General features: G+C 51.1%; 14 protein-coding genes. 3 read left to right on the forward strand and 11 right to left on the reverse strand.

Going from position 1 to position 16,826, the window contains the following annotated elements:
• The first annotated feature begins 3 nt into the window (after positions 1–3).
• Positions 4–1,764 (forward strand): ABC transporter ATP-binding protein, encoded by a 1,761-nt coding sequence (locus ACYVHX_RS23775; protein WP_460674195.1) that lies wholly within the window; start codon positions 4–6, stop codon positions 1,762–1,764.
• A gap of 78 nt (positions 1,765–1,842) precedes the next feature.
• Here ACYVHX_RS23775 and ACYVHX_RS23780 read toward each other — a convergent pair whose 3' ends face one another.
• From ACYVHX_RS23780 to ACYVHX_RS23820, 9 genes are all read right to left on the reverse strand, one after another.
• Positions 1,843–2,115, reverse strand: coding sequence for a hypothetical protein (locus tag ACYVHX_RS23780; protein ID WP_460674196.1), 273 nt, complete (start codon positions 2,113–2,115; stop codon positions 1,843–1,845).
• A 111-nt stretch (positions 2,116–2,226) separates the two neighbouring features.
• Positions 2,227–4,791, reverse strand: a complete 2,565-nt coding sequence (locus ACYVHX_RS23785) for a penicillin-binding protein 1A (protein WP_460674197.1) — start codon at positions 4,789–4,791, stop codon at positions 2,227–2,229.
• Between the two features lie 236 nt (positions 4,792–5,027).
• The gene (msrB, locus tag ACYVHX_RS23790) at positions 5,028–5,516 is read right to left on the reverse strand and encodes a peptide-methionine (R)-S-oxide reductase MsrB (RefSeq protein ID WP_460674198.1); all 489 of its coding nucleotides are present in this window, start codon (positions 5,514–5,516) and stop codon (positions 5,028–5,030) included.
• Positions 5,517–5,613: 97 nt separating this feature from the next.
• Positions 5,614–6,174, reverse strand: coding sequence for a fasciclin domain-containing protein (locus tag ACYVHX_RS23795; protein WP_460674199.1), 561 nt, complete (start codon positions 6,172–6,174; stop codon positions 5,614–5,616).
• Between the two features lie 346 nt (positions 6,175–6,520).
• A complete protein-coding gene (locus ACYVHX_RS23800) occupies positions 6,521–7,402 on the reverse strand; it encodes an anti-sigma factor (protein WP_460674200.1) in 882 nt (293 codons plus the stop codon).
• Positions 7,399–7,947, reverse strand: a complete 549-nt coding sequence (locus ACYVHX_RS23805) for an RNA polymerase sigma factor (RefSeq protein ID WP_460674201.1) — start codon at positions 7,945–7,947, stop codon at positions 7,399–7,401. Before ACYVHX_RS23805 ends, ACYVHX_RS23800 begins: the two co-directional genes overlap by 4 nt.
• Before the next feature lie 156 nt (positions 7,948–8,103).
• A complete protein-coding gene (locus ACYVHX_RS23810) occupies positions 8,104–8,394 on the reverse strand; it encodes a hypothetical protein (RefSeq protein WP_460674202.1) in 291 nt (96 codons plus the stop codon).
• A 174-nt stretch (positions 8,395–8,568) separates the two neighbouring features.
• Positions 8,569–8,676: an integrase core domain-containing protein gene (locus ACYVHX_RS23815; protein ID WP_460674203.1), complete on the reverse strand. Its 108-nt coding sequence runs from the start codon at positions 8,674–8,676 to the stop codon at positions 8,569–8,571.
• A 1,142-nt stretch (positions 8,677–9,818) separates the two neighbouring features.
• Positions 9,819–10,949, reverse strand: a complete 1,131-nt coding sequence (locus ACYVHX_RS23820) for an acyltransferase family protein (protein WP_460674204.1) — start codon at positions 10,947–10,949, stop codon at positions 9,819–9,821.
• Positions 10,950–11,517: 568 nt separating this feature from the next.
• Here ACYVHX_RS23820 and lysA point away from each other — a divergent pair.
• Complete coding sequence (lysA, locus tag ACYVHX_RS23825) at positions 11,518–12,774, forward strand: diaminopimelate decarboxylase (protein WP_460674205.1); 1,257 nt, start codon at positions 11,518–11,520, stop codon at positions 12,772–12,774.
• Between the two features lie 65 nt (positions 12,775–12,839).
• Positions 12,840–13,553 (forward strand): YebC/PmpR family DNA-binding transcriptional regulator, encoded by a 714-nt coding sequence (locus ACYVHX_RS23830; protein WP_460674206.1) that lies wholly within the window; start codon positions 12,840–12,842, stop codon positions 13,551–13,553.
• Positions 13,554–13,567: 14 nt separating this feature from the next.
• Here ACYVHX_RS23830 and ACYVHX_RS23835 read toward each other — a convergent pair whose 3' ends face one another.
• Both ACYVHX_RS23835 and ACYVHX_RS23840 read right to left on the reverse strand, forming a co-directional pair.
• Complete coding sequence (locus ACYVHX_RS23835) at positions 13,568–13,801, reverse strand: hypothetical protein (RefSeq protein ID WP_460674207.1); 234 nt, start codon at positions 13,799–13,801, stop codon at positions 13,568–13,570.
• A 90-nt stretch (positions 13,802–13,891) separates the two neighbouring features.
• Positions 13,892–16,777: a T9SS type B sorting domain-containing protein gene (locus ACYVHX_RS23840; RefSeq protein ID WP_460674208.1), complete on the reverse strand. Its 2,886-nt coding sequence runs from the start codon at positions 16,775–16,777 to the stop codon at positions 13,892–13,894.
• Between the last annotated feature and the right edge of the window lie 49 nt (positions 16,778–16,826).

A 16,826-nucleotide genomic window follows, 5' to 3' on the forward strand; every position in this document is an offset into this window, starting at 1 on the left:
TCTGTGAATACCGAAACCAAAAGTGGTCAGATCTTCGACTGGATTACGCTGCGACGGCTGTATGCGTTTGTAAAACCGTACCAGTTGCACTTTTACGGCCTGATCTTTATTATTCTGATGAGCGCCCTGCTGGCTCCGCTGGGTCCGTTGCTGATTCGCTACACGATTGACACCAAAATTGCCGCCGGTGATTACGCCGGTTTGACCACCATGCTGATTTTGATGATCGGCGTTCTGGTCTTGCAGGGCATTATTCAGTTCTTCAACACCTACCTGTCGGGTTGGCTTGGGCAGCACATCATCCGGGATATCCGGGTGCAGCTTTACCAGAAAGTGCTGCAACTTCGGCTGAAATTCTTCGACAACACCCCAATTGGCCGGTTGGTAACCCGCACGATCTCGGATGTGGAAACGCTGGCCGATGTGTTCAGCGAAGGGATGGCGGCTATTGTTGGCGACATTCTGCAACTGGTTCTGATCATTGGCGTGATGTTCTATACCGACTGGCGACTGTCGGCCATCAGTTTGTCGATGATCCCGCTGATGTTGCTGAGTACCTACATCTTCAAGGAAAAAATCAAGGTGTCGTTCAACGAGGTGCGGACGGCGGTTGCCAATCTCAATTCGTTTGTGCAGGAACACATTACCGGCATGAACATCGTGCAGATTTTTGGCAGCGAGAAGATCGAAGCCGAAAAGTTTAAGCAGATCAACGAAGAACACCGCAAAGCGAACATCCGCTCGATCTGGTATTATTCGGTGTATTATCCGGTGGCGGATATTCTGGCGGCTGCGGCAACGGGGCTGGTCGTGTGGTATGGGGCCAAAGAGATTCTTAATCAGGAGGTTACGTACGGGACCGTAACGGCCTTTATCATGTTTATCAACCTGTTTTTTCGTCCGATCCGGATGCTGGCCGACCGGTTTAATACCCTGCAAATGGGCATTGTCAGCACCGACCGGATTCTGAAATTGCTGGACAGCGACGATTTCACCCCCAACGAGGGAACGTATCAACCCGAAAGTATTCGCGGGAACGTCGAATTCAAAAACGTCTGGTTTGCCTACAATGACGAGAATTACGTGTTGAAAGACATTAATTTCTCCGTGAAGGAGGGCGAAACCGTTGCGTTCGTGGGAGCGACCGGTGCTGGTAAGTCTTCGATTATCAACTTATTAAGCCGGTTTTACGATATCAATACTGGAGAAATCCGGATCGATGGCGTTGAGGTTCACGATTATAAGCTGGAAACGCTTCGTCAGAGTATCGGTGTCGTTTTGCAGGATGTGTTCTTGTTTTCGGACACGATAGAAAACAACATTACGCTGGGGAACAAGTCCATCCGCCGGGAGCGGATTGTCGAAGCGGCTAAACTGGTGGGTGTTCATGAATTCATCGAACGGCTGCCGGGCGGGTACGACTACAACGTCATGGAGCGGGGGGCAACGCTGTCGGTCGGGCAACGGCAGTTGATATCGTTTGTTCGGGCGATGGTCCACAATCCACGGATTATGGTGCTGGACGAAGCCACGTCCTCAGTCGATACCGAAACGGAAGGGCTGATTCAGAACGCCATTGGGAAGTTGATGAAAGGCCGCACGGCCATTGTCATTGCTCACCGCCTTTCGACCATCCGCGAAGCCAACAAAATCATTGTGGTCGATAAAGGGCAGATTGTTGAGCAGGGCACCCACGAGGAATTGTTGCAGCGCGAAGGTGCATACGCCAATCTGTACCGGATGCAGTACAAGGAGATGGTGTAATATTTAATGATGGATTATGAATGATGAACGATGAATGGGCTACCGCAGCGCAATTCATCGTTCATCATTCATAATCCATCATTTCTTATTCGGTTCCGCGCCGTTCATGGCGTAGGCAATCTTCTCATTTAGACTCTCATCGCTGGCCGGATCGGGCGTTTGCTGCGACGGGATAAGCCCGACACTGTGGGCATTGGCTTCCAGATCCGTTTCCTCCGCGCTGGGCAGAGGCCCGGTTTGATCGATAATCTCCTCATCCGCATTCGGATCGTTGTCCATCCCCGATGGAATCTCGGCTAAAGGCGCAGAGTCCTTGGCGGGATGTAAATTCGGATTTTGTGATGGTGTCATGAGCTTGCGTAGATGGTATGGGAGTATAACCATTCCGTCGTCCCTCTTGTTTTTTGAACGAGCAACAAAAAGGCCACTCGCCCGGGCGAGTGGCCTTTTTGGGTTTGCCGGTTATTGCGCGCCCTGTGTCGTATCGGGCGGGTCGACCGGGTCGGGTGCCGTTGGTTGAATGAACAGGGAATCGGTCGGGAGGTCAAAGTCCGATGAGTCCGACTCCATGTCATCCGCTTCCGGATCGCCACCCGGGCAGCCGAGGTAATCCTTTGTGATTTTTACCTTGGGTTTGTCGAACGGCCCCTGATATAATTTCAGCGATTTATCGCGGTACACTTTTTCCAAAAACCGCCCCACCAGCGGCAGTGCCGTTTTGGCTCCTTCGCCCATGTCGGTCGAGCGGAAGTGGATGCTCCGGTCGTCGCCACCAACCCAGGCTCCCACCACCAGATCGCGGGTAACGCCCATGAACCAGCCGTCGGAGTTATTGGAGGTGGTGCCGGTTTTTCCGCCAACCTGGTTGCGGTTTTTGAATAAGTCGTACGACCACAGATTCTGGGAGGTGCCGCCGGATTCTTCCAAACCGCCTTTCAGCATTTGCAGCATCAGAAACGCCGATTCTTCCCGGATGGCCTGCTTCTTCTCGGGCACAAACTCTTCAATCACCTTGCCATCGCGGTCTTCAATCCTGGTGACAATAATCGGCTCCGTATGAACGCCGTTGTTGGCAAACGTGCAGTAAGCGCCCACCATTTCGTATAGCGACACGTCCGAAGAACCCAAGCCGATGGAAGGGACGGCCGCCAGTGGACTTTTGATGCCGATGCGGTGCGCATAATCGACCACGCGCTGCGGGGTGGCAACGTCGTTGGTCAGTTGGGCCGTCACCGAGTTGATCGACCGCGCCATCGCCCGGCGCAGGGTCATGTTGGAGTAGGAAAACGTGCCCGCCGAATTTTTGGGGGCCCAGTAATCCTCTTCGCCTTTCTCGTTGATGTACTCCTTGCGGAACGGTTCGTCACGCCGACGGTCGCAGGGACCCAGGTTGATCGTCGAGTCGTCGATGACCGTTGCGTACACAAACGGTTTAAAGGTAGAACCGGGTTGCCGCCTGCCCTGCTTCACGTGGTCATACTTAAAAAACTCGTAATCAAGCCCACCTACCCAAGTCCGGATAAAACCGGTATGCGGGTCCATCGCCACCAGACCCGCCTGCAGAAAGCGTTTGTAGTAGGCAATGGAATCCATCGGGGTCATGTATTTTTTCTGCGGGCCGTTCCAGGAAAAAACCGTCATGCTGTCTTTTTTCTCTTTCAGGTAGTAGTTGACAGAATCGGGCTGGTTCGGAAATTTCAGTTGCAGGGCTTTGTACCGTTCCGTGCGCTGGGCCACTTTGTCCAGAAAATCCGGAATTTCTTTGCCATCCTCGTCGGTCCACGGTTTGCGCCCCGACCAGTGATTGTCGAAAATCCGCTGCAACTGCTTCATTTTTTCGGCAACGGCTTCCTCCGCCAGCGCCTGCATCCGCGAATCGACGGTGGTATAAATCCGCAGACCATCGGTGTACAGGTCGTACCCGTTTTCCTCTCCCCATTTTTTGACGACATCGACCACCGCATTTTTGAAATAATTTGCGGGTCCGGAGTACGGATTATCGGGGCTAAACCGGGTAACAAGCGGTAACTTACTGATGGAATCCGCCTGGGGCTGGGTCAGAAAACCGTATTTCGCCATCTGGGAAATGACCACATTCCGGCGGTTCCGGGATTTTTCAAAGTTGCGTTTAATCAGCGGGTTGTAGGTGGTGGTCGCTTTCTGAAGCCCCACCAGCACGGCGGACTCCTGCACGCTCAGGCTGTCCGGCGCTTTGCTGAAATAAGTGCGGGCCGCGGTTTTGATTCCGTACGCATTGGAGCCAAAATCGACGGTATTGAAGTAAAGGGTCAGAATCTGTTCTTTCGAAAAATTCCGCTCCAGTTTCATCGCCATTAACCACTCTTTGGTCTTCAGGATAAAGGTCCGAACCAGCGGCACATTATACAGCAATCCCCTGGATTGACGACGGCGGGTTTTGAACAGGTTTTTGGCCAACTGCTGGGTAATGGTGCTGCCCCCGCCGGAGCTGTTTCCGGTCAGGACGCCATAAACCGCCCGGGCCAGACTCCGGACATCAATGCCCGAATGGTCATAAAACCGGACATCTTCGGTGGCAATCAGGGCGTTGATGAGGGGCTTCGGCAAATTCTGGTACTCAATCGGGGTGCGGTTTTCGGTAAAGAACCGACCGATCATCACCTTGTCGTAGGAGTAAATTTCGGACGATTGGGAAACTTTCGGATTTTTCAGCTCCTCGACGCTGGGCATTTCGCCGGTGAGGTACAAAAAGTTGGTTTCCAGGGTAAAAACATAAAACAAGGCCAGTACAAAGCCAAAAATTAAGGTTTTGGTGGTATGATAAAAGATTCGGAAACCGAGGGATCGCGTCGCAAAACGGGCGTTCAGCCAATTGCGATAATTTTGCCGAACGTTCCGGTACCGGTTGGTGAAGGCATCCACACGCCCTGTTCCGAAGAGGCCCGACATCATGCGGTAAACCAGTTGCCCGATGCGGTTTTTCAGGGAACCGAAAAAGCCGGTGATGCCTTGCCAAAGGGTACGAAGCTGCCCCCAGAATTTACTCATGCCTGGTATTTTGTCGGTTAAAAATCGTACGACGGATGGAGTAGACGTGGCACCCTTCGGGTTCTATACGCATCATCCGCCTGGACTCAAAAAAAGCATTTGTGTGCTCGTACGCAAAAAAGACGGATTGGGAAATCCGTCCTTCAAAGCAAATATAACGGAAATTTGGACGATATAATATGAAAAAAGCCAGCCCACCGAGTGGGCTGGCTCAAAACCAGTGAGTTAGTGCTCACTTATTTCTTCTCAAATTCCAGGGCAACCCCGTTCATGCAGTACCGGAGTCCGGTTGGCTTGGGGCCATCGTCGAAAACGTGTCCGAGGTGACCACCGCAAACCCCACATTCCACTTCGGTGCGGACCATGCCGTGGCTCCGGTCGACTTTCTCAACCACATTCTCTTTCGAGAGTGATTTGTAGAAACTTGGCCAGCCCGTGCCCGATTCAAATTTGGTGTCAGAACTAAACAATGGCGTTTTACAACCGGCGCATTTAAAGGTGCCTTTTTCGTGATTATCGACCAGCGGACTGGTGAACGGCCGTTCGGTACCTTGCTGGCGCAGAACGTAAAATTGCTGGGGGGTTAAACTCTTTTTCCATTCGGCTTCGGTTTTGACCACCTTAGGCGGTTTGGTGTCACCGCTAACGTTGGTTAGCGAAATGGAAGCGACCGAGACGGTGAGCACCAGCCCACACAATGCTCCTAAGAAAAGATTACGGTTCATACTAAAACAACAAATAATTTCAGCAGATAGTTTGCGCCGAAAAAGCCACGTGCGGCTTGGCAGCGTGGCTTTTTCGGCAGGATTCGTGGGGGCGGTTTTACATCGACATGGGCATCAAAACCGTGTCGATGGAGTGGATCACCCCGTTGGACTGGTAGACATCGGAGATGGCCACTTTGGCCGTTCCGCCTTTGGCGTCTTCAATCACCAGATCCTTGCCGCTCATTTTGGCTGTTAGGTTGCCGCCCGCAACGGTTTTCAGCGTGGCCGTTCCGTTGCCGGCTTTGATGAGTTTCGCCAGGGCCTTGGCATCCAGCCGTCCCGCGACAACGTGGTAGGTCAGAATACCGGTCAGCGTGGCTTTGTTTTCAGGTTTAACCAGGTTATCGACGGTTCCGGCCGGGAGTTTGGCGAAAGCCTCATTGGTGGGCGCAAAAACCGTAAAGGGACCGGCACCCTGCAGGGTTTCAACCAGCCCGGCGGCTTTCACGGCCGCCACCAGCGTCGTGTGGTCTTTTGAATTGACGGCGTTGTCAACGATGTTCTTGGTCGGATACATCATGGCGCCACCAACTTCTTTTGGTTTTTGGGCATACGCAACGGTTGCGTATGCAGAGAAAAGGATTGCAAAGATTCCAAGTTTGATTCCAGATTTCATGATACTTGTGTGATTTGAAAAGATGGTGAAAAAGAAAGAATCTGGTTGCAACCGACTCACAACAATACCTACGCCGGTGCTTTCAATTTGGATTTATGCGCGTTAAAAAAAATCAAAAAAGCCCCCTGAAAATCATTCAGGGGGCTTTTTTAAGAATAAAAATCAGCGTAAAAGGCGCTGGTTAAAACGCTTGGAGGAAAAGTTAATGAGAAGAATTAAAAGAACAGTTAAATAAAAAATGATAACTCATAAATGGTAAAGTAAATCCCATTGAAATACTTTTAAATTTATGAGTTATCATTTTTTATTTAACAATCTAAAAAGAAGAATGCCAGCGAGAAAGCCATCAGGTGTTGACATTGCCAACCACCACCATCGCCGATAAGGTGGGAGTGGGGCTACCGCCCCGGCGCTCCAGGGTAATGGCAAAGGCATCGGCCCGCTGGAATTTTTTAGCCTGTTGGACAATCCGGTCACTCTCGCCCATATCGAAGACCCCGGCATCGACCGGTTTTCCGTCGACAATCGCCCACAGCTGGTATTGCTGCGTTTCGGGTGGGCGGACCAGCGAATCAATTTCCAGATTGACCTGACCGGTGCTGGCGTTCCAGTAAACCGTAGCCAGGTTGGTGGTGGTGGAGTCGGTTGCGTTCAGACGAATGACCCGTGTACCCGGTTCTTTCAATATCGCCAGCGTTTGATCCGACTGGGATTGCTGGGCCCGTAAAATTCGGACTTCTTCGCTTAACTGTTGATTGGAAGCCCGCAGCTCGCCGAGCGTTTGCTGACTTCCCTGCAACTGCGAATAGAGAAAATAAGCGAAGACCAGTACCAGCAATCCGAGGGAAGCTGCCACCAGCCACGTTACGCGGTAGGTGGGCCGTGAATTGGTATAATCGACTTCTTTTTCTAAAAAGAGGGGCCGAACGGTAGCTTCATCGGCGGTTTCCGGGATGGTGAGGTCTGCCTTTGGGGTCGTAACTTCTTCCTCAACCGGCACAGCACCAAATTCCAGTTCCTTCAATAACCATTGCTTGACATCGGCGGGTGGCTCACGGCGCAGCGTCTGAGCATACTGTTCCAGGGCAGTCGACAACGTGTCCAACTCCTGCCGGATTTCGGGGTAAATGCTTGACATACACTCGACTTCCCGCTTTTCCTGCGGGCTGACAGTGCCAAGCACATACTCCTCCAGTATGCCAGATTCAATGTATTCTTTCGTGTTCATGTGCCGAAAAGCGTCTTCAATTCCAGTAAAGCAGATCGAACGCGCGTTTTGACCGTTCCCAGGGGCAAATTGAGTTTTTCCGCTACTTCTTCATGGGTGTAGCCATAGAAGTAAACCAGGTCAATTACGGTTCGTCGATCAGGATTTAATTGTTTCACTTTATCGGGTAAATCAATTGTCTCAATAGCAGGTTGATGGGTCTGCTGATGCTGATCAATTATATCTACGATATCGGTGTCAGTTTGGATTGATTGGCCTGAATGTCGGGTGCGAATGGAGTCGATTGCGGTGTTTCGGGCGATGTTGAGGATCCAGGTAAATAACCGTCCCTTCTGGGCGTCGTAGGAAGGAAGATTGCGCCAGATTTTGACAAAGGAATCCTGTAAAACGTCGCGGGCGGTTTCTTCGTCACGAACTACTTTCAAAATTACGCCATACAGCGCCGGGGAATACTGATCGTATAACAAGTGAAATGCCTGTTCCTCGCGCAGCTGGAGCTTCTTTACCAGTACTTCTTCCGTAAAGGGGAGGTTTGAACGCTTCAAGATATTGGAGTAATACGGTAACCAAAGGGGTCGAGTCAAAAATACAAATAAATTGATGCTGGCAAACAGAGGACCGCTTTTTTCGCCGGTAAAATCAAAAAAAAAGCTATTTCAACCAGGAAAATAGCTTTTTGTCTACGAAACTGCCCAAAAAAGTCACTTACTCGATGAGTCGTCGGGCTTTTTGGTTTTGACGGTTTTGGTGGTTTTTTTCTTCACCATCGTGCTTTTCGTGGCGGTGGCCTCGCCCGATCGCCGGGCGTTTCGGCTCGACTGCGTATTCTTCACCAGTTTACTCTTCATCGAATCCGTCCGGGCGGTGGGGTCGCCCTGGGGAAAGCTTTCGGAAGGTTGTTCCGGTGCGTGCGCGTTGGGCGACGGAGTCTGGGCCTGGGCTTGCAACGCAATACCCAACAGAATGGCTGGTAAGAGGGCTCGTATTTTCATGGCTTTCGTGTCTACGTTGAATAAAAATAAAACCCGGTTTTAGCCAAATTGTTTTGCCGTTCGGCCTTACCCAGACTAGGACGGCAAGCTTCTAGACTTCTGTGATTTTCATTTGCTTAATATAGATTGCTTTTGCTACCTAACGACTGATGGGGATGAAAACGATTATAATGATCACCCACTCATCCAAATTTGGGGTTGTCCCAGTGACTCGAATTGACAAGCATCCAGCACGTCCTTTCGAAACGTGTGGTTAAGCCGCTCAATATAGGAGTTTTGCATCGGTTTACCGGATAGATGTATTGAATTGTAATGTGATTATCTGCACACCATCGCTACGGCTACTCGCTCCTGAAATTTACCCGCAATAGATTCTTATCTATTTTCTACCGAGACGGCGGCTCAGCTGGATCTGCTTTAGTAAAGGACACTTTATGGAAAGCGTTTCCAGAACATCAATTACTTTCTGGACTGATAGCGAGAAATCAGCATGGGAAGCCAACACTTCGCGGCTACAGTTATCCATGATTGTCAAAAACCGAATCTTCAGTTTGCCCATCAGTGCATCCGAGACGAAGTCCATGCCGCAACGGCACACCATTCCAGGAGTTGTTAATTTCCTCAGGAACCAGTAAAGGTTATTTCACTCGGGCCGGTAACCTTCATTTGTACTTCCTTCGATGCTTTAGGTTCAAAAACCGATACACTCGTTAGGCCCGTTTATGATTCCACGACAACCTCTCAATACGAATCTTACCGTAGTATTCATCGAAACCACGAGTGGGATGGGTTTCGGCATATACCCGTAGTTTATCGATCACGGGTAGATTGTACTTCTTGCTCCGATAGTACCACAAGGCATTCCCACTAAACGATACTCCCTGCTTATAAACACGTTTTCTGCCACTGCTCATTCCATTGACGCTTTCTGATGGCAGGGCCCTCTATCTTTTTTCAATGAGCTCCTCTGTCAATTTTTAATCTAGGCGTCGATTCTCGCCCTGAAGGACTTTAGGCTCTTTCAACTGGCGGGGTTGTATTTCTTGAGCCAATACAAAAGGGTTACTTTTGAGATGCCTTTCTCACGACAAACATCCATAGCTTCTCGACCTCCTCCGTAATATCTAAGGATGGTCACGATTTGAGTTTCAGTGAGGTTGTGGTCCGCCGAGGTTCATTTTAAAATGATAGTTAAAATTAGATATTTTCGAGTCTAAGCCTATACTATCCTAATTTCAGGGAAGATTATGCTGCTTGTTGAAATTTGGCAGCAGGCGGGCCCGTGATGCATCCTACCCGATCCGATTCTAGAACTAATACATTTACTATGAATAAAATGAATTATTTGTAAAGGGTGAGCCAAGCCAACAAAGATAGTTCTATTGCTCCACCACTTTGCTCTTCAGGCTGGAAAGTTTAACTCCTTAACCGTCAACCAGCACCGATTTTTGACTAGGACGTAGTTTAGCAAATGCACGGATAGTGAAGAAGTTGTTGATAGGCTTCTCAACAAACCAGTAGAAAGGGATGCTTGCCAGCGTACAAAGCCCGAAAAGGAAGGCAATATAGAGCGACGGATACTGAAAACCATACGGAATCAGGATTTTGGAACCCACTTTAGTAGCGGCATTGATAATAAACATGTGAAGTAGGTAATTCGAGTAAGAAGCATCCCCTAGCAATTTTAATAAACTAGGTACTCCAATTACCTGTAATCGCTCCAGGAATATATAGCCCAAAAGGATCATAGCGCAAGGGCCTCCCCAGAAAATACACCGGTAAAATGCGTGAATATTACTATTAAGAACAACGGTTGAATTGGTATTACCCACACGCCAGAAAATTGTACTTAGAGCGATTAATGACCCGCCAATTAGGAGGCCCCACGAAAGCTTTGAAAGATTCCTATTATGTTTTTTAACCTTATCGTATGATATCCCACAAACTACACCCATACCGAACTCCAATAACAGGGGTGAAGAAAGAAACCGGGGCAGTGGCATAAGGGGATCACTTAGAGCGCCCATTATTCCTAAACATAATAATGCACCCGCAAGTTTATAAAAGGGTGACTGAGGGCTAATCAGTATGAACAAACCAACCAGTAAATAAAAGTATATTTCAAATGAGAGCGTCCACCCTACATTTAGAATCGGGTAAGAAAAATACGTTTCATCCAGCAAGGGGAAAAAGTAAATCGCTTTCCCCGTTTCTACCCAAGAAGGTGCGGAACCCTGGACGAGTTTGAGCAGAATCACCAAAGCGGTTAGGCCCCAATAGAGCGGAATAATACGAATTCCCCGCTTAATAACAAACTCTTTCCAACCTCCGGGCCTCGCATAACCTTTTGCAACGCGGGTCATGATAAACCCACTTATAATGAAAAAGAGATCGACTCCAATGGATCCCCAGTTTCGAAAATGAAAAAACGTGCTTTGAAAGGAAAGACCAAATATCTTGTCGGATGATAAAATGGAGTGGTAATAAACTACAGCGATTACAGCAATACCTCGCAGGGCTTGCACCGAATTCAAGCGTTCGTTTGACAGTAACATATTTCAATAGACTTGGAGTCGAATAAATTTAGGAGGGGATGCCTGTATTTTTTGAATAAAGAAACAGCGAACAGTAAAATGTAAATCAATAAATTCAAAGAATTAATATGTAAATAAAGGAAAATATACATTTTAATTGCCAATTTTGAGCCATCTTTTTTTTGTAATTTTTTTTTAATGCTGTTTCTGTTGACATACTTTAGGCTTTGATATAGCTACTTATAGAAAATAAAGTTTATTCAGAAAGGTCAATATCTGACAATGTGATTTCGGGATAATTTATACATGTTGAATGTTTGTTAGATGTTCATTTCCACATCTTCGAAAAAAATACACCTCTGAAACTTTAAACCGCCTGCTGATAGCTCCTATCGCTGCGGACTTTAAAACGGTTGATGGTTTCATGAAACAAGCCTGAAACAATGGCTTACTTCTAGTTACCAAAGCGAGGAAAAGCTACTCCGAGTAGAGGGCCAATTACCATTTTAAATCTATATTAAGGGTATACTGAGGAGAATAACGCAGTTGCTTTATATTTGCACCTCAATTCTAGCAGACCCAACTGCTCATGCAGATCGATCAGAACCGTTATCAGATTCAGGGCGTCGACGTGCTGGAAATGGCCGAGGAATTTGGCCTTCCCTTGTATGCGTACGATGCCGATAAAATTATCCAGAAAATAGGGGCGCTTCAGGCGGCTTTTCAGGGCGTTCCGCTGAAAATAAAGTACGCAGCCAAAGCCCTGACGAACGTGTCGATTTTAAAATTGATGCGCAGCCGGGGCATTGACATCGAAGTGGTGTCGATCAACGAAATCCGGCTGGCGCTGCTGGCCGGTTTTGAACCGGAGCAGATCATGTACACGCCGAGCGGGGTGTCGTTTCCCGAAGTTGAGGAAGCGCTGAAGCTGGGCGTTCGGCTGAACGTCGATAGCTTGCCCCTGCTCGAATGGATGGGGCAACAGTACGGGGCCGAAAAACCGGTGGGCATCCGGATCAATCCGCACATCACGGAGGGCGGAAACGAGAAAATTCAGACCGGTCACGCCGACTCCAAATTCGGCATTTCCATCGCCCAGCGGGACCAGATCCGGGGGGTTGTGGAAACGTATTCCATTCCGGTTATTGGGCTGCACATTCATACCGGATCGGATTTCAAAAATGCTGATGCCTTTCTGAAAGGAGCGGAGGTCCTGTTCGAGCTGGCCAGTGATTACCCCAACCTGCAATTTCTCGACTTTGGCAGCGGTTTTAAAGTGGCTTATAAGGAAGGCGATCACAGCACGGATATCGACGAGCTGGGTCGGAAAGTCACGACGGCTTTTCAACGGTTCTGCCGGCAATACGGCCGGGAGCTTGAGCTGTGGTTCGAACCCGGAAAGTTTCTGGTTAGTGAGAGTGGTGTGTTGCTGGTCAATGTCAATATTGTCAAGGAAAATCCGACCCGCACGTTTGTGGCCGTCGATTCCGGCCTGAACCACCTGGTTCGCCCCATGATGTACGGTTCGTATCACGAAATTGTCAACGTCTCGAACCCGACGGGCGAACCGCAGGTATACAGCGTCGTGGGGTATATTTGCGAAACCGACACGCTGGGCTGGGACCGTTCGCTGAACCAGGTCCGGCCCGGTGACGTGCTGGCCCTGAAGAACGCCGGTGCCTACGGTTTCAGCATGAGTTCCAATTACAACTCCCGGTGTCGGCCGGCCGAAGTGCTGGTCTACGACGGAAAACCGCATCTGATCCGTCGGCGCGAAACCTTCGAAGACCTGATGCGAAACCAGATCGAAGTTGATTTTGAAGAAGAAATAAGTGTTAAAAAATAAGGAGGAGGTACGAAAGTCGACGTGGTAATTCATCGTTCATCATTCATACCTCTTCATTCACAATCATGGGACGCGCATTCGAGTATCGTAAAGCCAGAAAATTCAAGCGGTGGGGGATGATGGCCAAAACCTTCACCAAAATTGGGAAAGACATCGCCCTTGCAGTCAAGAGCGGAGGGTCGGACCCCAGTTCTAACGGCCGGTTGCGGGCCATAATCCAGAACGCCCGGGCGGCCAACATGCCGAAGGAAAACGTGGAGCGGGCCATCAAACGGGCCACTTCGAAGGAGCAGGAAGACTTCAAGGAAATCACCTACGAAGGGTACGGTCCGCACGGCATTGCTATCGTAATCGAAACCGCCACCGACAACATCAACCGCACCGTAGCCAACCTGCGGAGTTATTTCACCAAAAGCGGTGGAGCGCTCGGCACGTCCGGCATGCTGGACTTTATGTTTGACCGCAAGTCGGTTTTTCGGATTCCGGCCGGAACGATTGATCTGGATGAATTTGAGCTGGAAATGATCGACTTCGGTGGCGACGAAATATCGCTGGATGATGAAGCGGGCGAAATTGTCATTTATGGCGAATTCACGGCCTTCGGAGCGCTCCAGAAACACCTGGAAGAAAAAGGATTCGAGATCAAACAGGCCGAATTCGAGCGAATTCCGAACGATACAAAGGAATTAAGCGAAGAAGAAGCCGCTGATTTGGAGAAACTGTTGGAACGCATTGAAGAGGACGAAGATGTGCTGAACGTATTTCATAACATGCGGTAATCAGTAGCGTCCAATTACCGCATACTCTCCAATAAGTCCTGGCGGGTCGGGCGCTCGTTGACGACCCGGTAGTCCAGCCCTTCCAGATCCAGCGTATCGACAAACGCCCGGTACTGTTCCACTTCAAACAGACAAAGGTTATCGTAGGGCTCGTTAAAGATTTCCACTTCGGTTAGGTTCGCTTTTTGCTGCAACAACTGGTATTGCTCGTTGGATAAGTCGTCTTGTCGAATGGTGAAATACCACATATTTTTTGCGATGAAAGAGAAAAGACACGCCAAGAAAAACCTGCTGTCACCCGGTTTTTCTTGGCGTGTCTACCGTCTCAGGTCTAGCCATTAATTTGTTCCCCCGGATTCGCGCAGCAGTTCCACCCAGCCTTTGTAGGTTTCGGCGGGGGCGGCACAGTTGACCCGTCTGAATTTGACGGTTATCTGGTAGAGATACAGCCCGCCCGGAACGTCTTTGCCCTGGCTGTTTTTGCCGTCCCAGCGCAACGACGGATCGCTGCTCCGGTAGACCAGCACACCCCAGCGGTTGACAACCGTCAGTTCGGCAGATTCCACAAACCGGGGGCAGCGGGAAGGTTCAAACACATCGTTTCGACCATCGCCGTTGGGCGTAAACACGTTCGGCATCTGGAGGTACGGGCAGTTGTCCTTGCACACCCGGTTGGACGGGGCGCTTTCCTGTCCGCTGCGGCTAACGGCTCTTACTTCGTAACAACCGGCAAAGGAAGTTAGATTCTGGTGCCGGTAGGTCAGCAGCGGAGCGTTGACCGAATCCACCAGGGCCAGCTCGTCGCCCTCACAGGCTGCGTAGTAAATCCGGTATTTCACAATGTTTCGATCACAACTGCCGGTTTCCGGGTTCTGCCAGGTGAGCGTGTTGGTAAACGTCGTCTGGTTGCAGAACGCTTCGGGCGTCAGGCTGGCACAATTGAGCGTATCGACGGCCAGACGCGGAGGGCAGGGACGGGTGGTGTCGATCGGCATGGCACACACGCCCTGCGAGAAGTTGTTGAGCAACATCGTCATCAGCGGAGGAGCATAGCGCCCGACGGTTTCAACCCGGTAGCAATAACTGCTGTCGATGGACATGGTAACGGGCTGCACTCCGTCGGCGGCAAACGAATCGCCCCCCTGATCGGTGTACGCGTAGGTATTCGCCGTTGTCACCGGCACGACGGCAACCAGGTTAAACGGCCCGTTCGGCCCGGTTTTACTCCGGTAAACCCGGTGCTGCTGATTGTCGTTGCTCCAGGGTACATTCGCTTCCCATTTCAGTTCGATGCGTCGCACACCCGCCGTGGCCGTGAGCCGGACCGAACTGGCGTTTTCGGTGGCATCCAGCCGCTGCAACTGCCCGGAAGCCGGGTCCGTATAATAAAACTCGATCCGGTAGCGATACGGATTGGCCACCGTGTTCAGTCCGCGGTCCGTGTAAACCGTGTCGGCCGCGCCCGGTTGCAGGGTGGTGTTGATGGAAGCAACCTGCGTAAAGTTGGTGCCGGTCAGACCCGTTGCCCGGAACAGCCGGTACTGAAACGGACCGGTTCCGTCGTTCGGATTGATGCCCGGAGGCCGGGTCCAGCGCACCGTAATGACGCCCCGGGTGTCGTAGGTACTGTCGACGGTTACGTGTGTAATCAGCGGAACCTGCTGGGGTAAATTCACGCAGACCTGCTCCGAAACCACGCTTTGGCCGTTGTTGGGACGCGGCAAGACCACCACAATCCGGTAGCTGTACTGAACCCCCCGTTTCAGGCCCTGGTTGTTGTTGTTATCGGTGAAATTGGTCTGATTGATGGGTACTTCGCCAACCTTCGTGTACCCTTTTGAGGCCAGGGCCCCGGGTTCCGTACAGGGATCAAACGTGTTGGCTTCGCAGCCTTCTTTCCGGTAAATAAACATTTTGGTGTCCGTCGGTAACGACGAAACCCCGCAGGCATAAGCCGCCCAGTTCAGAATGATGGCGCGTCCGGCGGCATCGGCGGCCGGCCGGGCGGTGAGGTTCTTGGGTTGGGGCGCGTAAATCCTGATCCGGAACGACTCCAGGGTTGCCAGCTGCGTCTGGCTCGCTCCGCGCGGAAGATCGACTACCCGAAACACAATGTCATAGGGTTCGGCCCGGACGTGGGAGCAATTGGTTTGCCAGCGGAGCGTACCGGAAGCCGGGCTGTTCTGGGCCGTCGTCGGGCTGAACGTGGCAAAGTCCCGCGTGATCAGGGGCGGATTGTACTGCTGGCCGTCGGGGCTCACGTTGAAAGGCCCACCAAACGCCGAGAGTTCCAGGCGGTTTCCGTCCGGATCGGTGGCCGTAACGGTTTGCTGAATCAGCGTACCGGCTTCCACGCAGAGATCCGGGGGCGCCACCAGCGCCGGGCGTTTGTTGGGCGAAGCCGTCACGATGATCTGCATGTCGCGGATGATCTCGCCAATCTTGACCCCGTCGCGCCATTCCTCCACAATAAAGGCAATGTTATACTGTCCCTGCTCGGCGGGGGCGTCCCAACAGACGTCACCAGTGATGGCGTTGACGGTCAGCGTGGCCGGGCCGGTTCCGGCCTCGTTGATTCGGTTAACCCCGATGGCCGTCGGATCCGAATAACCGGCCACCGAACGCAGCGTACAGTTGCCTTGCTGATCGTTCAGTCTGCCGGACGGAACGTACAGGCGGTACGCCAGGCTGTCGCCATCGGCGTCGAAGGCTGCGGGGTTGTGGCACCATTTCTGCCCGACCCGCGCCGAATCCAGCGGAGGATTCAGCATCACCGGGGTACTGTTCAAACCGAGGTCGGCATTGACGACGATGGTCGTCTGAAGCTGAAAGCTGGTCTGGATGGAACTGGGAATGTTGCGAACGTTCTCGTTCCGGTTGGTGATCGTACAGGTGATGCGGTAGGTTCCGGGGCCGGGATACGTAAAGGTTGCTATGTACGTATTGACGGTGGTAGCCCGGTTAATCGTCCGTCGGTTAGCCCGTTTGACGGCAACGGCGGGGCCGATACCAAAACAGAAATAGGAGGGGTCCTGCTGATCGCTGGCCGTTCGGCCCCCGATTTCGTCGTGGTAGGTCGTCATCGTTACCTCATACGTCAGGGCCGTGTTGGAAATCCGCCGGGTGGTAATTTCGCCCGCCCGCAAGTGCGTTGCCTGCGACTCGGTAACGACCAGCATGGCAAGCAACAAAACCCACAATGAAGTGAGGAAATATGTTTTCATAACCGATTATTTTCTATACTACAAGAACGTACAATTGCTTAGGTTGTGT

This window comes from Larkinella ripae (assembly GCF_054780775.1).